This is a genomic window from Cohnella rhizosphaerae, from assembly GCF_029525575.1.
In the GTDB taxonomy this organism is placed as follows: Bacteria; Bacillota; Bacilli; order Paenibacillales; family Paenibacillaceae; genus Cohnella; species Cohnella rhizosphaerae.
In genome coordinates this window covers 23681-41346 of record NZ_JAPDIA010000002.1, presented here as the reverse complement: position 1 = coordinate 41346, position 17666 = coordinate 23681, and the positions used below count along the sequence as shown (strand labels likewise).

The 17666-nt window shown below is 60.2% G+C and carries 14 protein-coding genes and 3 pseudogenes; 2 read left to right on the top strand and 15 right to left on the bottom strand.

Features of this window, described 5'->3' with window-relative positions; translation table 11 throughout:
* Positions 1–8: 8 nt before the first annotated feature.
* The gene (locus OMP40_RS03790; protein WP_277529288.1) at positions 9–380 is read right to left on the bottom strand and encodes an ABC transporter permease subunit; all 372 of its coding nucleotides are present in this window, start codon (positions 378–380) and stop codon (positions 9–11) included.
* Between OMP40_RS03790 and OMP40_RS03785 the strand changes: the two genes are divergently transcribed.
* The gene (locus OMP40_RS03785) at positions 370–807 is read left to right on the top strand and encodes a hypothetical protein (RefSeq protein ID WP_277529287.1); all 438 of its coding nucleotides are present in this window, start codon (positions 370–372) and stop codon (positions 805–807) included. The genes OMP40_RS03790 and OMP40_RS03785 overlap by 11 nt on opposite strands.
* 342 nt (positions 808–1149) lie before the next feature.
* Here the strand turns inward: OMP40_RS03785 and OMP40_RS03780 are convergent, their stop codons facing one another.
* The 5 genes and pseudogenes from OMP40_RS03780 to rarD all read right to left on the bottom strand — a co-directional run bounded on the left by OMP40_RS03780 (position 1150) and on the right by rarD (position 8310).
* Positions 1150–3348 (bottom strand): S-layer homology domain-containing protein, encoded by a 2199-nt coding sequence (locus OMP40_RS03780; RefSeq protein ID WP_277529286.1) that lies wholly within the window; start codon positions 3346–3348, stop codon positions 1150–1152.
* A gap of 133 nt (positions 3349–3481) precedes the next feature.
* Positions 3482–3820, bottom strand: a pseudogene (locus OMP40_RS03775) (Ig-like domain-containing protein); the annotation flags it as partial.
* A 1192-nt stretch (positions 3821–5012) separates the two neighbouring features.
* Entirely contained in the window at positions 5013–5213 is a 201-nt protein-coding gene (locus tag OMP40_RS03770; protein WP_277529285.1) for a helix-turn-helix domain-containing protein, read from the bottom strand.
* Positions 5161–7248, bottom strand: a complete 2088-nt coding sequence (locus OMP40_RS03765; RefSeq protein WP_277529775.1) for a cache domain-containing protein — start codon at positions 7246–7248, stop codon at positions 5161–5163. The genes OMP40_RS03770 and OMP40_RS03765 overlap by 53 nt, the downstream gene beginning before the upstream one ends.
* Positions 7249–7431: 183 nt before the next feature.
* On the bottom strand, positions 7432–8310 hold the full coding sequence (rarD, locus tag OMP40_RS03760) for an EamA family transporter RarD (protein ID WP_277529284.1): 879 nt from the start codon (positions 8308–8310) through the stop codon (positions 7432–7434).
* 203 nt (positions 8311–8513) lie between these two features.
* Here rarD and OMP40_RS03755 point away from each other — a divergent pair, with 203 nt between their 5' ends.
* Positions 8514–9233, top strand: coding sequence for a glycosyltransferase (locus OMP40_RS03755; protein WP_277529283.1), 720 nt, complete (start codon positions 8514–8516; stop codon positions 9231–9233).
* A 106-nt stretch (positions 9234–9339) separates the two neighbouring features.
* On the opposite strand, the pseudogene rhaI reads toward OMP40_RS03755, so the two are convergent.
* The 9 genes and pseudogenes from rhaI to OMP40_RS03710 form a co-directional block, all read right to left on the bottom strand.
* Positions 9340–10540: pseudogene (rhaI, locus tag OMP40_RS03750) on the bottom strand (L-rhamnose isomerase); the annotation flags it as partial.
* 50 nt (positions 10541–10590) lie between these two features.
* Positions 10591–11256 (bottom strand): ribulose-phosphate 3-epimerase, encoded by a 666-nt coding sequence (gene rpe, locus OMP40_RS03745; RefSeq protein ID WP_277529282.1) that lies wholly within the window; start codon positions 11254–11256, stop codon positions 10591–10593.
* A gap of 24 nt (positions 11257–11280) precedes the next feature.
* A complete protein-coding gene (locus tag OMP40_RS03740) occupies positions 11281–12315 on the bottom strand; it encodes an alcohol dehydrogenase catalytic domain-containing protein (RefSeq protein WP_277529281.1) in 1035 nt (344 codons plus the stop codon).
* Complete coding sequence (locus tag OMP40_RS03735; protein ID WP_338131034.1) at positions 12287–12946, bottom strand: zinc-binding dehydrogenase; 660 nt, start codon at positions 12944–12946, stop codon at positions 12287–12289. Before OMP40_RS03735 ends, OMP40_RS03740 begins: the two co-directional genes overlap by 29 nt.
* Before the next feature lie 36 nt (positions 12947–12982).
* Positions 12983–13216, bottom strand: a pseudogene (locus OMP40_RS03730) (alcohol dehydrogenase catalytic domain-containing protein); the annotation flags it as partial.
* A gap of 168 nt (positions 13217–13384) precedes the next feature.
* A complete protein-coding gene (locus OMP40_RS03725; protein ID WP_277529280.1) occupies positions 13385–14287 on the bottom strand; it encodes a sugar phosphate isomerase/epimerase family protein in 903 nt (300 codons plus the stop codon).
* 427 nt (positions 14288–14714) lie between these two features.
* Positions 14715–15839 carry a GntR family transcriptional regulator gene (locus OMP40_RS03720; RefSeq protein WP_277529279.1) on the bottom strand — a complete coding sequence of 375 codons (1125 nt, stop codon included), beginning with the start codon at positions 15837–15839 and terminating at the stop codon, positions 14715–14717.
* A gap of 200 nt (positions 15840–16039) precedes the next feature.
* Positions 16040–16600, bottom strand: coding sequence for an S-layer homology domain-containing protein (locus OMP40_RS03715; protein ID WP_277529278.1), 561 nt, complete (start codon positions 16598–16600; stop codon positions 16040–16042).
* A gap of 67 nt (positions 16601–16667) precedes the next feature.
* Positions 16668–17654 carry a hypothetical protein gene (locus OMP40_RS03710; RefSeq protein WP_277529277.1) on the bottom strand — a complete coding sequence of 329 codons (987 nt, stop codon included), beginning with the start codon at positions 17652–17654 and terminating at the stop codon, positions 16668–16670.
* Positions 17655–17666: the final 12 nt, after the last annotated feature.

The following is a 17666-nucleotide window of genomic DNA, read 5'->3' as shown; positions in this document are numbered from 1 at the left end:
GTTCTCCTTTAGAAAAGCCTGGAATCAGGATCGTATTTTTTAACGAGTCCGTTAAACAGCAGAATGGTCAATAGCCCCATGACGGACTGGTAGAGCGCCACCGAGGATGCCATGCCGAAGTCGCCCAGCCCGCGAAGCGCGCGGAACGTGAACGTATCGATCACGTCGGTCGTCGGATAAAGCAGCGAGTTCTCGCCGACGATGCCGTAGATCATCCCGAAGTCCCCGTAGAAGATCCGCCCGACCGCCAGCAGCGTCAATATCACCAAAGTGGGTCTCAGCAAAGGAAACGTAATGTAAAAGATTTGTTGAAGCCGGTTCGCGCCGTCGATGCGCGCGCTCTCGTAAAGCTCGTCGGAGATGCCCGAGATGGCAGCCAAAAAAGATAATCGAATTGTAGCCGGCAAACTTCCAGATGGAGATGACGGTCAGGATGGCCGGCCAATAGGCCGGCGTACTGTACCAGTCGATCGCGCCGATATGAAGCGACTGCAGCTCGTGATTGACCATGCCGTTCGTCGAATTAAGCAAGCCGAACACCATCAGGCTGACGACCAGCCAGGAGACGAAGTACGGCAGAAATATAATGGATTGCGCCAGCTTCTTGTAGAGCCGGGCATGGATCTCGTTCAGCGCGATGGACAGGATCACGGCCAGGCCGAGACCGAAGACGAGAAACAGCGCGTTAAGTCCCATCGTATTGAGCGTCACGCGAATCCAATCGTCGCTGCCGAAAAAGAACTTGAAGTTATTAAAGCCGTTCCATTCGCTCCCCCCATATGCCCTTCGAGACGGAAAATTTCTTAAAGGCGATCACGTGCCCCACCATAGGCAGGTAGGCGAACACGAGCAGGAACAGAAGACCGGGCAACGCCATCGCGTAAATGCTTTTGTTTTTGTGAAGCTCTCGCAAGAAACTCAATTGTGCCCTCTCCTTTCGATGTCCCCATCGTATCGGAAGGCGCGCGGTTCTGGATAGTTCTGGTTCTATCAAAACGGCGTTCTTATGCGGTTTTTGCAGGTTCTCGTTGTAACGAAACGGAGCAAGAACTTCTTTTCTCGCCCGTTTACGAAAAAGAGGCTGCCGCCTGCTCGCACAGTCGGCAACCTCAACTTACAGCTTACGATTCCGCGCTCAGATAGAGCCGGTCAAGCTTCGCCAGCAGCACGACCGCCTCTTCGCGCGTGACCGCATCGGACAGACGCGAGATGTCGGCTTGCGCAATCAGACCTTGACCGAGGAGGTAGCGGACCGCCTCCCTGGCATAGCCGGGGACGCCGCTCAGATCCTGCCGGCCGGCTGCCAAATCGTTGCGATCTCCCCCCGGCTATGAACTTCTGGAGATTCAGGTAGCGATAGGACATCACCAGGTAATCGAGATTCCGAACAATACCTTTGGGGTTGAACGTATTCGTATCCGTGCCGTTAACCAGGCCCAGCTCGCCGGCCGCCCCGACGGCTCCCGCATAATAGCTCTCCTGCTTCACGTCATGGAACGCGGTTGTCAGGTTATCCTTGATCCCGAACAGGCGGTTCAGCAAAATGATGGCGTCCGCCCGCTTGAGCGCGGCGTTGCCGTTGAATTTACGATCCGGCGTGCCGAGGACGACGCCTTTGTCGTACATCGCCTGGATGGAAACCTGTGCAGGGCTGTTGCGGCCTACATCGCTGAACGCTTCATCCAACGGTTTGGAGGTTGGCGTAGGTGTCGGACTTGGCGTAGACGTCGGGCTCGGCGTCGGTGTCGGTGTCGGCGTCGGTGTCGGTGTCGGCGTCGGCGTCGGTGTCGGTGTCGGCGTCGGTGTCGGTGTCGGTGTCGGTGTCGGTGTCGGTGTCGGTGTCGGTGTCGACGTCGGTGTCGGCGTCGGCGTCGGTGTCGGCGTCGGTGTCGACGTCGGTGTCGGTGCCGGACTGACCGTCACTTTGACCGTCGTCGTTTTTCCTTCGAGCGTTATTCCGATTTCGGCCGTCCCTGCCGAAACGGCCTTTACCAGTCCGGCCGAAGTGACCGTCGCCACTTGCGGCTTGTTGCTGACATACAGGATGCCTGCCGCAGTTGTCACATCGTTGGTTTCAGCCGTGCTATAAGTGGCATCGACCCGCAGCTGTTCGCTGTCCTTTTCGCCGAGCTTCAATTCGATGGATTGCGGGACGGCCGTCAATTGGGATACCGCCGGTTTGTCCGCAATCTGGAAGTAGAAGCGTTTGGCGTTCTCCGTATAACCGTCGTTTAGCAAAAACGCGAGATAGTAATCTCCCGGCGCCAAATCCTGCAGCCTCGGATATTCCTTTCGGCCTTCGCTTGCGTCCGTGATCGTAATCGTGCCGCTCGGAATTCCGGCGACATAAGCCCATTTCCAGGCGTTCGTCCCTTTTTTCGGCGTTTCGCTTGCGCGGTAAATACCGATCCAGTCTTTAGCGCTTTGAGCCCCTGTGTATCGGATGGTCAACGGCTGCCCGCGCTCGACCGTCGTCAAATCCATATTCAGCGTACTGGTAAGCTCGGGCTCGGGAGCCGACGGCAAATTCAGGTCCGCGTATAGGCGCGGCTTGACCTTGAACGTGGATACGACGGCGCGATGGTCGGGCAAGTAGCTGTCCAGTTGAACGTCCGCATAGGAGGTCGGTCCGCCGTTGACTTCCTTCTCGCCGATCAGCTTGCTTTCGAGCGTCGTCGCGGGGCCTCCGGCATAGACATAGTCGATTCGATCGTAGACTTCCTTCGGCTTTCTCCACTCGGTACCTTCGACCGCCCAGGTAATGCCGGGCATCGCGGCCGGGTCGGGATAGATAGCCCGGTAGGAATCGATCATGCCGAGCTGCTCCAGCTTCTTCGATACCGGCCACTCCACCGTCTTGCCGAAGTAGCGGTCCTTCGTCGCCTCCGTCCAATCCAGGTGCGAGGGCACATTGAAGTCTCCCGTCAGAAAGACGGGCAGCCCTTGCTCGGCGAGCGCGGGAAGCTTGCCGAACGGGTTGCGCATCTCGACCATATGCCCTGCATTCTCGTCGGCAATGACGCTTTGCACGGTCGCGCCGTCCGCAATGCTATAGGGGCTGTAGGGCTTGGAATTCAAATGCACGTTGCCGACGGCCACCGCTCTGCCCGGATCGACTTCGATCAGGTAGTAATCCTTGTCCTTATCGACATCGAGAATCGGGTATTTGCTGATGAGACTGCGATCCGAGCCGGTCCTGATGCTGACGTTGTAGCCTAACGCTGCGGCTGCCTGCGTCACGATCGCATCGTTGGATTCCTGAATGCCGACGACATCCGCGCCCGACACCCGGATCACGTTCTCGAGGAACGCGACCACCTTGTCTTTGCCGTGCTTTTTTGATGGCATCTCCCGCCCACAGGTTCAAGCTCATCACCGTGAACGCGATCTCCGGCTTCGGACCGGGTTCCTGCGTCGCCGGTCCTACCGTGACTTCGACGGTTGCCGAGGCTCCTTCGAACGAAATGCCGATCGAAGCGGTGCCCTCCGACAAGGCTTGCACCAATCCTGCCGAGGTCACCGTCGCGACTTGCGTATTGCTGCTCACATACTGAATGCCGGCTGCCGCCGTCACGTCCTTCGTTTCCTTCGTATTGTAGGTTGCTTCGACTTGCAGCTGCGCGCTGTTCTCCTGCTCGTCCAGCTTTAACGCTACCGATTCCGGAACCGCTTTCAATTGTGCGATCGCTTTGTCGACGATTTGGAAATAAAAGCGATCCGCATTTTCCGTATAACCGTCGTTAAGCAAATACGCGAGATAGTAATCTCCCGGCGGCAGATCCTGCAGTCTCGGGTATTCCTTTTTTGCCTTCGCTTGCATCCGTCAGCGTGATCGTGCCATCGGGGACGTCGTTCACATAGCCCCATTTCCAGGCATTCGTCCCCTTTTTCGGCGTTTCGGTTTTGAGGTAAATCCCGATCCAATCCTTTTTTGCCCTGAGCTCCCGTGTAACGGATCGTCAACGGCTGCCCTCGTTCTACGACCGTCCGATCCATGCTCAGCGTGCCGCGTTCGGCTGCACGGGCGGCGTTCGCAGACAGATTCCATGTCCCTAATAAAATTACGAATGCCAATAACGACTTCAACACTTTACCCATGGACATTTCCCTCCCCTTTCGGTGCCCCCATCTTATCGGCACTTTCCTGGTTCTGGATAGTTCTCTTTCTATCAAAACGTTGATTTGGCGCGGTTTTCTCAGGTTCTCGATTGAACAAACACCAAATTGGTGCGAGGGCGCGGCGGGCGTCGGCGGGAGCGTATGTACGCGCGGCGCGGCGGGCGATCGGGCAAGAACCGCACATTTTTTGTGCGGTTCCGGGGTTCGCGGGCGCGGCGGGCGGCCGCGGGAGCGTATGTACGCGCCGCGCGGCGGGCGACGGGCAAGAACCGCACATTTTTTGTGCGGTTCCGGGGTTCGCGGGCGCGGCGGGCGGCCGCGGGAGCGTATGCACGCGCGGCGCGGCGGGCGATCGGGCAAGAACCGCACATTTTTTGTGCGGTTCCGGGGTTCGCTGGCGCGGCGGGCGGCCGCGGGAGCGTATGTACGCGCCGCGCGGCGGGCGACGGGCAAGAACCGCACATTTTTTGTGCGGTTCCGGGGTTCGCGGGCGCGGCGGGCGGCCGCGGGAGCGTATGTACGCGCGGCGCGGCGGGCGATCGGGCAAGAACCGCACATTTTTTGTGCGGTTCCGGGGTTCGCGGGCGCGGCGGGCGGCCGCGGGAGCGTATGCACGCGCGGCGCGGCGGGCGATCGGGCAAGAACCGCACATTTTTTGTGCGGTTCCGGGGTTCGCGGGCGCGGCGGGCGACGGGCAAGAACCGCACATTTTTTTGTGCGGTTCCGGGGTTCGCGGGCGCGGCGGGCGTCGGCGGGAGCGTATGTATGCGCGGCGCGGCGGGCGATCGGGCAAGAACCGCACATTTTTTGTGCGGTTCCTGGGGCGCTGGCGCGGCGGGTTGCAGTGGGAGCGGCCGAGCGATCTGTCGAGACAGCCCCTTCCCATTTTCTCATCATGAGTGATCGTCCGCTTCGAACCTGAACTGCATGGGCGTCATCCCCGTCGCTTTCTTGAACACCGTGAAGAAGTGGCTCTTCGTCTGGAAGCCGGCGGAATCCATAATTTGCGTGATCGGCCAGTCCGTCGCGCGCAGCAGCTTTTTAGCCTTTTCGATCCGAAGGCCGAGGATAAAGTCCGATAGCGACAGCTGCAACACATCCTTGAATATCGTCCGCACATAGTTCGGGGAAAGGCCGATATGCTCGGCGATCTGTTCGACGGTCAATACCGTTTCCTGCAAATGCCTGCTTACGTAATCGACGACGGATGCGACGACGTCCTCCTTGCGCGTCTCGCGGCCCGGCTTTTGGTTGCGTTCCTTGAACGCGATCATCTCGTTTTTCAGCCACGCGTAAACCTCGTTCAGGTTGGCGAAGCGATCCAGCTGGCGCGAGACGCCGTCGAAGTCCTGAAGAGCGCCGGCCCGCAAAAATATTTTTCATGCCGTACACGAGCCGGATGAGCTGGAACCTGCATTCTTCGAAGGGCAGATGACGCAGGCGCGCGAACAGCTGCTCCATGACAAGGAACGCCTCGTGCTCCTCGCCTTTGCTGACGGATTGGAGAAGCTGCTGAATCAGCTTGTCGGAGAACGGCTCCAGCGTCTGCGTCTGGAACCGGCTCCAGTCCGACTCCTCGTAAATTTGGTCCTCGCCGTTCAAAAACTTCAGCATGGAATACTCCATCGCCTGCCGGTAGACGGATTGAAGATTAAAGCTTTGTTCGGTCGTCTTATGGTAGGAACACACCGTTGCGATATGCAGGCATCGGTCGATATTTCCTTTCATATCCGTCAGCATGCGGCGTATATCCTCGCCGGACATCGAGCCGGCCCAGATCAATACGATATGGTCGTCGTCAAAATCGACGGCTTCGCATTCCGCATGGTGGTAGCGCAGCGTTTCCTGCGCAATGTTGCCCATAGCGTATTTCAGCAGTTTTCTGGAATAAAAATTGTACTTCTCCTCGAAGGAGGAATAATATTCGATTCGGACGACCGCAAGCCCCAGCTGCTTCGCTTTTGCGATCGGGGTCAGCTCGATCAGCGACTGGCGCGCTTCGGCCGGCAGCGTCCCGTTGCGAATCCACAGCCGCAGCATATCCTCCCGGATCGTCTGCCGGTTGGATTTGACCGATTGGTTCATCTGCTCGACCTGCGTCACCAGCTTGCCGATCCCGCTGCGCAGTATTTGATGCTCGGGCTGAAGACGCCCGCTCTCGTCCGCGTCCGTCCCATGGCGCTGAATCAAGCCGATCAGCTCGCTGAAGGGCATATAATGCCGGCGGGAAACCCAGAACAGGAAGACGAGCGTGAGCGTCAGCATGACCACCGCCGACCATAAAATGGCGTTGCGCAGCTCCTTCAGCTTGTACTGCCAGACGTCCCAGGGCGTAAACTGGTAGACGTGCCAGCCTTCGGGTTCGATCTGAGCCGTATGTACGAACCATTTCCGGCCGTCGCCCTTCCAATCGAAGCTGCCCTCCGGCCTCTCTCCGAACGTCGGGATCGCCGTCAGCAGCCGTTCGTTCTCGTTGCCAAGTATAAAGTTGCCGGCGGCGTCCGTTACGAGCAGCTGCATCTGGCTGTAGATCTCGGACTGCAGCACGTTGTCGTCGAAGTTGCGTTTATCGACCATCATGACCAGATAGCCGTCCGAGTTTTTCATCGAGTTGTCGCGAATCGCCAAATAAATATACGACCGCTTCCCGTCGCTGTGCCCCTGAAACCGGAAATAAGGGCTTCTGTCGTTCCTGACCTTCTGAAGCAGCGGCTGATCGAAAAAATCGATATTGTCGAACATCGACTCGCGCAGCGTCCATACGCGGTTCTCTCTGGCGCTGATCAAATAAATATTTTGGATAAAAGGCTCGGACGCGGCGTACTCCTTCATGCTGTTGGACAGTCGCACGAGCAGCTGCGGATCGTTCGGGCTCGAGAACCATTCGCGGACCAATTCGTCCGCGAACATCCGCATCCCGTACAAGCGGAGCTTATACAGCGTAAACTCCGTGCTTTTTTGCACCTGCTTCAGCTGGTTCTGGATGGTCGAGAGAACCTCGTCCCGCGCGGACTGGGAAAATCTTTGCACCAGATACAGTGAAAACGCGCTTACGATGACCGTGATCAAAACAGCCGAGGTGACAAACGCGCGGAGGTACGTTTTGCGCATGATCGTATTTTTCGCCATTCTGTTCAAGGACCCCTCTTGATATCTATCATCTCTCTATAATGAACGGATCGAGGGGGGTTTCTTAAAGTACTGATTTTAACAAAGCTTCGGAAATGCATAGAGAAATCCCGCTGCGCCAAAAGGTTAAGCGGCCGACGGCGGCTGCTTAACCTTATGTCTTGCGATCGCTTCCCTGTGCCTTTAGCCCGCTTTCGCGAGTCTCGCGCCGCGCACCGATGCGGCGGCATAGACGATCAGCGCGGTCCAGATCAGCGAGAAGCCTACGAGCAGAACCGGCGACACCGATTCCTTGAACGCGAACACGCTAAGGAGCAGCATGATCGTCGGCCCGATATATTGCACGAAGCCGAGCGTGGACAGCGACATGCGGGCGGCCGCCCGCGCGAAGAAGAGCAGCGGCAGCGCCGTCACGATGCCGGACAGCAGCAGCTCGACGAACGTGGACGCGGGCAGCGTCCACGCCGTCGTCTTGACCGCGGCGGCCAGGTAGATCCAATAGCCGAGCGCGATCGGCAGGACGACCGCCGTCTCCGACAGCAAGCCGATCGAGGCGTCCTGCCGGATCTTCTTCTTCGCGAAGCCGTACAGCCCGAACGATGCGGCGAGCGAGATCGCGATCCACGGGAACCGCCCGTAGTCGACGGCGATGATCAGCACCGCCGCGCCGGCGATGGCGATCGCGAGCCATTGGCCGCGGTTCGGCTTCTCGCGAAGGAAGACGACCGCCAGCAGCACGTTCAGCAGCGGGTTCAAATAATAGCCGAGACTCGTCTCGACGACATGGCCGTTGTTGACCGCCCAGATGAAGATGAGCCAATTGGCCGCGATTAAGAGCCCGCTGGCGACGAGCGGCAGCAGCAGCGCGCGGCTGGCCGCGATTCGCAGCATGTCGCCCCAGCGGCGCTGCAGGACGACGACGATGCCCATAAATACGAACGACCAGACGACCCGATGCGACAGAATCTCGCCGGCCGGCACGTCGTTGAACAGCTTCCAATAAAGCGGGAGAACTCCCCACATGATATACGCGATCACCGCGTTGACCAACCCGTTGTTCATAACCATTTCCTCGCTTCTCGATCGATGTCTGAACGGATTATACGCCTCGGTCGACGCTTAAGCAAAGGAAATAATTAGGTTTCGGGTAGGCCTCGCTTCGCGCATTCTCATTCGTGACGCCTGCCTCCCGGTCAAGCGTCGTGCCTCCCCCGCCTTCTTGTACATAGACTGTCATGGAAGAAAGACGGGAAGGGAGACCTACGATGTCGAGTCCTTTGGTCAGCATCATCATCCCATTTTATAACGACGGCTTCGTCAACCAAGCGGTCGCCAGCGCCCTGTCGCAAACCTATCCGAATATCGAGATCATCGTCGTAGACGACGGATCTACCGTTAACCAGCACCTGCTCGATCCGTTCCGTTCCAGCATCCACTACGTAGGCAAGGCGAACGGCGGTACGGCGAGCGCGCTTAACCACGGCATCCGCATGTCGAGCGGCGAATACATCGCCTGGCTCAGCTCCGACGATCTCTTTTATCCGCACAAGATCGCCGGCCAGCTCGGCCATATGCTGACGCACGGGGCATTGATCAGCGCCACGGACTTCGACCTGATCGGCGCCGGCGGAGAGCTGCTGCAGCCGCAGCTGGCCGTCAAGTTCGCAAGCGCGGGCGCTTTTCTGCGCGCGCTCCATACCTTTTGCCCGATCAACGGCTGCACGGTCATGATGCATCGCAGCGTCGTCGGCCGCATCGGATGGTTCAACGAAGGGCTTCGGTATACGCAGGATTACGATTATTGGATGCGGACGATATTGTCCGGCATCGACTTTCACTTCGTCCATTCGCCGCTCACGGCCTACCGCTGGCACGAAAATTCGGGCACCTCCCGCCACCTCGACCAGGTCAACGCGGAGTTCGACGCCGTGCACAGCTGGTACGCGAATGGACTTAACGAGCTGATCGCCCGCGTAGGCGGATGATCTTCTGCAGAAGCGAATCCTTGCGCGAGCGCAAAACAAATAGCGGCCGTCCGGCTTTCGCTGGACTTCCGCTATTCGTCATGGCTTTGGCTATCGCTATGATTATCCCCCTGCCGCGAATGCGGTTCAAATAGCCGCTGTCGTAGAACGCCTTCATCGGATCGGCCGGCAGGCCTCTTTCTTCGCGGAACGCTTCCAGCAGCGGCGTCACGTCCTGCTCGAAGGCGCTTCGCACCGCGTGCTCGGCGCCGAGGACGTCCTGGCGTTCTTGCGCGAGTCTGACTTCTTGGGAGTTGATCAGCAGCGCCTTGGCGAATTGGGTCTGCACGTTGAGCACGGAACGGATCATCGCGGGTATTTTTTCTTCGATGTTGTGGCTCTGGTCGATCATGTAGGCGATGTTGGCCGCCTTCTGCCTGACGACGGTGTCGCCGTCCCGCATGGCATCGACAATTTGATAGAAAATGAGAAACAGCTCGTAGGGATTCATGGCGCCGACGATCAGATCGTCGTCCCCGTACTTGCGGCTGTTGAAATGAAACCCGCCCAGCTTCTTCTCGTTCAGCAGATAAGCGACGATATGCTCGATGTTCGCGCCCTGCGCGTGGTGGCCGGTGTCCACGAGCACCTCGGCTTGCGGTCCGAGCTTGTTGGCCAGGTTAAACGCCATGCCCCAATCCGCGAGATCGGTATGATAGAAGGCCGGCTCGTAAAACTTGTACTCGATCAGCATCCGCATGTCCGGAGCGAGCTTCGCGTACACTTCCTCGAGGCACGCCTGCATCCAGTTCGCGCGCTGCCGGATCGGCGCCTGACCCGGATAATTGGTGCCGTCCGCGAACCACAGGCTGAGCGCGTCCGAGCCGACCGCCTTGGCGATATCGACGCATTCGAGCAGATGACCGGTCGCCTTGCGACGCACCCCTTCCTTATTGTTCGCGACGCTGCCGAGCCGGTAGGCCTCGTCCTGGAACAGGTTCGGGTTCACCGCGCCGATCCGTATGCCTTTGGACGCGGCATAAGCGCCGAGCTCGCCGTAATTCTCCGTCGCATCCCATGGGATATGGATGGCTACCGCCGGGCATGCCCCCCGTATATTCGTGAACGGCCGCCGCATCGTCGATCTTCTCGAACGGCGTTCGCGCGGCGCCTTGATAATGGAATGTCTTGAAGCGCGTTCCCTGGTCCGCATAGCCCCACGAAGGCGTCTCGATGGCGAGCGCTTCAAGCGCCGCCTTCGCCTGTCCGAGGTCGATGCCTCTCGCTCGTTGCTTGTCTTCGAAGCAAGCATAAGCCCGATCCGTCATTTTAACGAGTCTCCTTTCCATTAATCGCGTCGATTCGCAAGCTCGCGGCGCTAAGCCACGGCTTCTCTTAACGCCTGGGTCAGCGCCACCAGGTCCGCGCCGGGCTTGAAGACGCTCGACGTGCCCGCCACGAAAATATCCGCGCCGGCCTGCCGCATTTTTTTCGCATTTTCCATGCTTACGTTGCCGTCCACTTCAATCTCGATATGGCCGCAGTCCCGTTCCTCAAGATACTTCCTGAGCCGCGAGATCTTCTGCAGCGTCGCCGGTACGAGCTTCTGCCCGGCAAAGCCCGGATTCACCGTCATGACCAGAATCATGTCGATATCGTCCAGCACGTCCTCGATCGACAGTACCGAGGTAGCCGGATTCAGCGCCACGGACGCGCTGGCGCCGAGCGACTTGATCTGCTGCAGCGTCCGCTGCAGATGCGGCGTCGATTCCTGGTGCACCGATACGATGTCCCCCTCCCTCACGGGGAACAGATGCAGATGCCGCTCCGGGTGATCCACCATGAGATGGAAATCGAGCGGAATGCGCGTCGCCTGGCGGACAGCCTGCACGAAGTCCGGACCTAGCGTGAAGTTCGGGACGAACGCGCCGTCCATAATGTCGATATGAAGATAGTCGACGCTTGCCCGATCCAATGCGGACAGCGTCTCTTCGAGATGAAGAAAGTCGGCGCACATCAGGGAAGGCGCAATTTTACCGCCCATGGTTGGGTCCTCCGTTCGAGCCCTTCAAGGCTTGATCATGACGCGCATGCCCGCATGGCTCTCCGCCATGGCGATCGCTTCCTCGATCGATGCGAGCGGATAACGGTGCGAGATGTACTTGTTCATATCGATAATGCCGGCATTGATCAGCTCGACCGCCTTCTGGTGATGGCGCGGCAGCGAGCCGTGGGCGCCGTGAACGAACAGCTCCTTGTAATGAATCATGTTCGTATCCAGCGCGACCATGGATCGACCCTTCGGCAGACCTCCGAAGAAATTGACGCGCGCGCGATTTTTAGCCATGTGGATCGCATCGACCTGGGCATCCGGCGAAGGGTTGCACGTGATGACGACGTCCGCGCCGAGTCCGCCCGTCTCCTCCAGCACCCGCTCGATCGCATTCTCCTCCGCCGAGCAGATATAGGCGTGCGCGCCAAGCTGCTTCGCCATCTCGAGCCGCGGCCGGGAACGGTTCACAAGCAGCGCGCGCGCGCCCATTTTCAGCGCGACTTCGACCAGCATGCAGCCGATCGGACCGGCGCCGATCACGACGACCGTGTCCCCGATGGAGACGTTCGACAGCTCCAGGCCGTTCAGCACGCAGGCCAGCGGCTCCGCCAAGGCGGCTTCGTCATAAGTAATATGATCCGCGATCTTGTGGATCGGGCCGTAATTGACGACCGTCTTGTTCAACAGGACGTATTCGGCGAAGCTGCCCGCGAATTGATAACCGAGCGCGTAGTTGATCTGGCAGTTGTTGCCCATGCCCGCTTCGCAGAAGACGCACGCGCCGCAGGGCACGTCGGCGCCCAGCGATACGCGGTCTCCCGGCGCGAACTTCGTCACGTTGCGGCCGACCTTCACGATGCGGCCCGACGCCTCGTGTCCCAAAGTCTGCGGCAGCTCGACCCGGCTGTTGCCGTGGTGGAAAATACGGATATCCGAGCCGCAAATCCCGACGGACTCCACCTTCATCAGCATGCTGTCGTCATCCGGCTCAGGCAGCTGCACTTCCTTGATCGTCATTCGTTCAAGCGCTTCCAATACGGCGGCTTTCATCCTGCTCCTCCTCGCTATGGCAAAACATGACTTTGTTATGGAATGCGCTGCGGTCCCGCATCATTTCCAACGCGTCGTTCAGTCCGTCAAGCGGCACGCGGTGCGTGACGAGCGGCAGCAGCTCGATCCGGCCGGCCGCCATCGCTTCGACGACCAGCTTCCATTCGTTTTTCGGCAGACTGGCGTACCCCGAATTCCAGGTTCCCTTCAGCGTCAATTGCTTGCGCAAGATCTCCCAGTACCCTTGCTGCGAGAGCCTCATCTCGCTTGCCGGATTGCCCATCAGGACGACGCGGCCGAAGCTGCGGACTGCCTTCAGGCATACCTCGAGCGATGCCCCGGCACCCGCGCCTTCTACGGCGACATCCGCCCCCCGGCCCGTGATCCGGAGCACCTGTTCCGCGGCGTCTTCCTCCAGCGCATTCACCGTGTCCGAAAAGCCTAACGAACGCGCAAACGCCAGCTTCGCCGGGTCGATATCGGACAGCAGCACCCTGGAAGCGCCCCAGGCGTACGCCCACTTGGCCAGCATCAGGCCGATCGGGCCTGCGCCGCTGATCAGCACCTGGTCCCCGATATCGATGCCCGCCTGCCTGAGCGCATGCAGGGCGACCGCTGCCGGCTCCGTCATCGCGAGCTCCTCGTAGGCGAGGCTGTCCGGCGCCGGAACGACGTTCCATACGGGTACCGCGATATATTCCGCGAATGCGCCGTGACTTCTCGAGCCCATATAATCGTAATGCTCGCATTGGGCGAACTCGCCGATCTCGCACGCCGCGCAATCCCGGCATGGCATGAGCGGGAACACGGCGGCCTTGCGGCCGACGAGTCCCGGGTCCGCACCCTCGCCCGCGGCGACGATTTCCCCCGAAAACTCGTGCCCCGGAATCGTCGGAAAGCTGTAGGTGCCTTTCGTGAAAACGCGGGGGAATGTCGGAGCCGCATACGCCGCACGCTTTGACTTGAATCAATACCTCGCCGCGGCGCGGAACCGGACGCTCGACCGCTTCGATCCGAAGGTCGCCGACGGCGTGAAGCACGGCCGCTCTCATCTGCCTCGCTCCTTCCTTCACTTCGCGACGAACCGGCGCCAATACGCGACGGACTCCTTGTGATCTTCAATAATCCGAAATTCCGTCGACCAGGCTTCGCGGTGCGAGATCTCGAAGACGATCTCCGCTTCGGTCGCGCCGGATTGCTCGATCGCGGCCAGCAGCGGCTCTCCGTGGATGATGCCGAGCCTGTTGTACGCCTCCGTGAACGGCCAGTGCCGGCTGTGATCCTTCTCCGTCTGCTGAATATGAATGACCGGCGACACGCTTCCCAGCTCTCTGACCCAACGGTAAGGATCGCGATCGTCCGGATGCGGCGCATGACCGACGTCCAGACACAGCTTGAACGGGATGCCCGCGTCCTCGTTCAGCCGCGCCAGCAGCTCCCGCGTGTCCGCCACCGTATTGGCCATCTCGCGCGGAACGGACATCGGCTCGAACAGCAGGTGATCCATGCCCAGCTCCTTGCAGTACCAGCTCAGCTCCTGCCAGTTTTTGAGCGCTTCGCCGATTAGATATTCCCTGCGGGCCGGATCGTCGTAGTCGGCGAACGTCAGGATACCGAAGTGGCTGCCGGTCGACTTGGCGCCCAGTTCCGCGGAGACGCGCGCGAACTTCTTGAACCAATCCAGCCATGTCTTGCGCGTCTCGGCGTCCGGATGCATGAAGTGATTGACGCGCGTAAAGGCGCTGGTGAACGTGCTGGTCACGTTCAGACCGTACTGCTCCGTGCTGCGGTTGATCCGTTCGACCTGTTCGCGAATGATGGCGTCCGGCAAAAAGACGTTCAGCAGGTCGGCGACGAATTGGACATTTCGAATGCCCAGCTCCTCGGCGACGATTCGGGACCACACCTCGGGCTCCACGTACTTGTTGATGGCAAAGCCGAGATTGATGCCCAATTTTAAATCCAGTTTCACTGAATCACCTCTGATACTTTTATTTATTTGTAATACTATTATGTATCACTAATACTTTCAATCAAATTTTTATTAGTTGCTGCTGCCGATTTATGATGAAGGACATAACAAAAACAAGCCGGCTCCGATTCAACCATCGGGCCGGCTTGCGGACTTAACATACAGTGTCGACGTACGTGCACACCTCAGGCGGGGGACGAGGCTCGGACCGCGATGTGTCGACGTACGCTCATACTTCCGGCGCGGAACTTGATTCGGGGCAGGAAGTGTAGACGTACGTGCACACTTCCCGCGCGGCGCGAGGCTTGGGGCCGGAAGTGTGCACGTAGATGCATACTTCGGGTGCGGAGCGAGGCTTGGGGCCGGAAGTGTTGACGTACGTGCATACTTCCCGCGCGGCGCGAGGCTTGACACGCGATGTGTCGATCTACGTGCGCACTTCTGCGACGCTATCGCGGACGATCAAGGTCGTGGGCTGCCTCACGGGCGGCGGCGTCCGCTCCGGATGGCGGATCCGCTCCAGCAGCAGCGCGACGGCGGCTTCGCCTAGCGGCTCCGGCGGCTTGCGCACGGTCGTGATCGGGACGACCGACTGCCGGGCGACGGACGAGTCGGTGAAGCCTGCGACCGACAGCCGGCCGGGCACATCGATCCCCGCGCGCACGCAAGTGTTGATCGTCAGGTTGGCGAGCAGGTCGTTGGCGCAGAAAACGGCGCTCATCTCGGGATGCTCGAGCAAATAGGCGTGCAGGTCCCTCCGCTTCCGCTCCTCGTCCGCATCCGGCGCGTCCGCGCAAATGTAGCTTAAAGCTTTGGAAAAAGGAATGCCGCGGTCCAGCAGCGCCTGCAAATAGCCGTGATAACGCTCCTCCCGGCTCATGATGCCCTCGATATCCTCCGTGATAAAGCCGATATGCCGGTGCCCCCGGTCGATCAGCCACGAGGTCAGCTCGTATGCGCCCTGGTAATGGTCGTGAGAGACGCTCGGAATATCGATCTCGCGGAACGCCCGGTCCACGATCACGATCGGGAAGCTGGCCAGATGAAGCCTGAGGACTTCGTTGCTGCAGGCCCTGCGATTGCCGGGAAACCAGATCACGCCGCCGATCTCCTGCTTTGCGGCCGCTTCCTTGATCATCTCTTCCTCCTTTTCCGGCACGCCGCCGGAAATATAAAGAGCGAGGTCCGCGTCCTGGCGGCTGCCTGCCGCGATAGCCGCCTCGACGATTTTTCCGGTATAATCGTCGATCGCCGGCAGCACGACGGCCAGCTTCAAGCGCAAGCTGGCGCCGCCGACGCTGCCTGCCCCCGGCGCCTCGGCCAGGAACGTGCCGCGTCTGGGCATGCGGTAGACGATGCCCTCCTTCGCGAGCGCCGCCAGCGCTTCTTTGCTCGTTCTCGTGCTCACGCCGAACAGGGCGGCCAGCTCGACCTCCGAAGGCAGCGGATCGTGCGGCCGCAGCCGGCGTTCCTCGATCAGCTCGACGATTTTGAGCCGCATCTGTTCGTACAGGGCAAGCGGGCCCTTCACAAGCTTATTTCCGGCGTCCATGCCTTTGCTCCTTTGTCGATTCGCTCGTCTGATACGTATTAATACATACTAATACATGCGAAGAGCCCCGTCAAAGGACGGGGCTCCCGGGCGCAGCGCTGCTGCCGGCCGTTACCGGCAAATGACATCCTCGTTCGTGCAACAAGCGGACGGGCCGTCCGAAAACCTTGCCTTTTCTTTAACGGCCCTCCAAGCCCGCCTTATTCAGCGTTCGCAAGCCAAATTTTGTACATTACCTGCGCGGCTTCGGCTCGCGAAGCGGATGCCGTCGGACGGAACGTCTGGCCGCTGCCCTGCAGGATGCCGGCGGAGACCAGCGCGCCGATGCCTTCCCGCGCATAGGCGGCCATATCGGACGCGTCTTTGAAAACGGCGCCGCCCGCCGCCGGTCCTTCCGGCGCGGCAAGCCGCCCCGTCAAGAGAAGCGCCCGATAGACCATCGCGGCCAGCTCCTGTCTGGAGATCTGCACATTCGGACGGAAGCGGCCGTCTCCGTCCCCTGTTACGATGCCGTCGCCGGCCGCCTCGCGAAGCGCAGCCGCATAATACGCGCCGGCGCTCACGTCCTTAAAAGGCGGCGCCTCGCCGGAATCGCTGCCGCCGCTCTCGGTCTCGCGTTCCAACGTTCTCATCAATAGCGCTACGAATTCGGCTCTCGATATCGGTGCCGCAGGATCGAAGACGACGTCCGTTCTTCCCTTGACGATCTCCCGGGCAGCCAGCGCGCCAACGGCCCCATACGCCCAATGGGAGGCAGGCACATCGCCGAACGTCGGGCGGACGTACGCTACGGCATAGGCGCTGAGATGCGTGGTTCGGAAAAGGACTTTACCGTTCTCGTATCGCCCGCTCGGGACCGGTGTCGACCGGCCGCTGTCGTCGACGTACCGGACGATCAGCAGCTCTGCCGCTTCCCCCCTGCGCAGGCGTATAGGGAATCGCCACGTTGACCGGCGAAGCGAGGTTGCTCCAGTCGATGCGCTTCCCGTCTAGCCCCACGCTGATATCGACCGCCGGACGATTGCCGACGTTCGCGCGCGCGGCCTCGTTCCAGCCGTCGCGGTTCGCTTCTGCGATCGTAAATTCCGCGACCGAAGCTCCGTCTCCTTCCAGCATGTCCGAGGAGACCGCTACGGCTGCGATCGGCGTTGCCATCGTGAAAAGCGCCGATTTGGCGTTCGTACGAAGGGCCGCCGCGGGGAGCGCGATCCGATAACCCTGGGCGGCTTCCGCTGCGTTTGCCTGGATCGTAATGCGGCGGATGCCGGCGGCGTCGGGCTTCGCCAAGGCCATCGCCCGATTCAGCGCTTCGCTGCCGATCGCGGCGAAGACGAAGCCATTTGCGCCATCGCGGCTCCATATCGGCGTCAACACAACCGATCCGTCAGCCGCGGACGCCATTTGAACGGCGCCCGCGCCTGGCGCGGCATTCGCGCCCGAATCGCCGCCGCTCGACGGCGCGGCGCCCGAATACGTATATTCGGCTTCCAGGGGCGCTCCTCCGCCCGCCGACGAACCGATCGCGCGAACGCGGTAAGTTCCCTTCATTTCGGAACGGCTTACGTAGCTGAAGCGAAAGCCGCCCGCTTCGTCCGTCTTTTTCTGATTAAAATAGTCCATCCGGCCGTCCGGGTCCGTGACCGTGACCAGAACCTCGCCGCCGGCTTCGGGAAGCCTGCCCGCGATGACTACCGTTCGGTCGTTCTGATCGATCTTCGCCGTCAGCTCGCCCGCGGCAGCGGCCGCGTTCGCACCGGCCGGCAGGAGCTGAACGGCCAGCACCGCAATCAGCAGCAGCAATATCCACTTTCTCATAGCCGATGTCCT

Excerpts from the sequence above, each read along its gene's own strand:
- OMP40_RS03765 (WP_277529775.1), bottom strand. The coding sequence starts at position 7,248 with ATGGCGAAAAATACGATCATGCGCAAAACGTACCTCCGCGCGTTTGTC.
- OMP40_RS03780 (WP_277529286.1), bottom strand. The coding sequence starts at position 3,348 with ATGCCATCAAAAAAGCACGGCAAAGACAAGGTGGTCGCGTTCCTCGAG.
- OMP40_RS03735 (WP_338131034.1), bottom strand. The coding sequence starts at position 12,946 with ATGACGGAGCCGGCAGCGGTCGCCCTGCATGCGCTCAGGCAGGCGGGC.
- rpe (WP_277529282.1), bottom strand. The coding sequence starts at position 11,256 with ATGGGCGGTAAAATTGCGCCTTCCCTGATGTGCGCCGACTTTCTTCAT.
- rarD (WP_277529284.1), bottom strand. The coding sequence starts at position 8,310 with ATGAACAACGGGTTGGTCAACGCGGTGATCGCGTATATCATGTGGGGA.
- OMP40_RS03785 (WP_277529287.1), top strand. The coding sequence starts at position 370 with ATGGCAGCCAAAAAAGATAATCGAATTGTAGCCGGCAAACTTCCAGAT.
- OMP40_RS03740 (WP_277529281.1), bottom strand. The coding sequence starts at position 12,315 with ATGAAAGCCGCCGTATTGGAAGCGCTTGAACGAATGACGATCAAGGAA.
- OMP40_RS03755 (WP_277529283.1), top strand. The coding sequence starts at position 8,514 with ATGTCGAGTCCTTTGGTCAGCATCATCATCCCATTTTATAACGACGGC.
- OMP40_RS03720 (WP_277529279.1), bottom strand. The coding sequence starts at position 15,839 with ATGGACGCCGGAAATAAGCTTGTGAAGGGCCCGCTTGCCCTGTACGAA.
- OMP40_RS03710 (WP_277529277.1), bottom strand. The coding sequence starts at position 17,654 with ATGAGAAAGTGGATATTGCTGCTGCTGATTGCGGTGCTGGCCGTTCAG.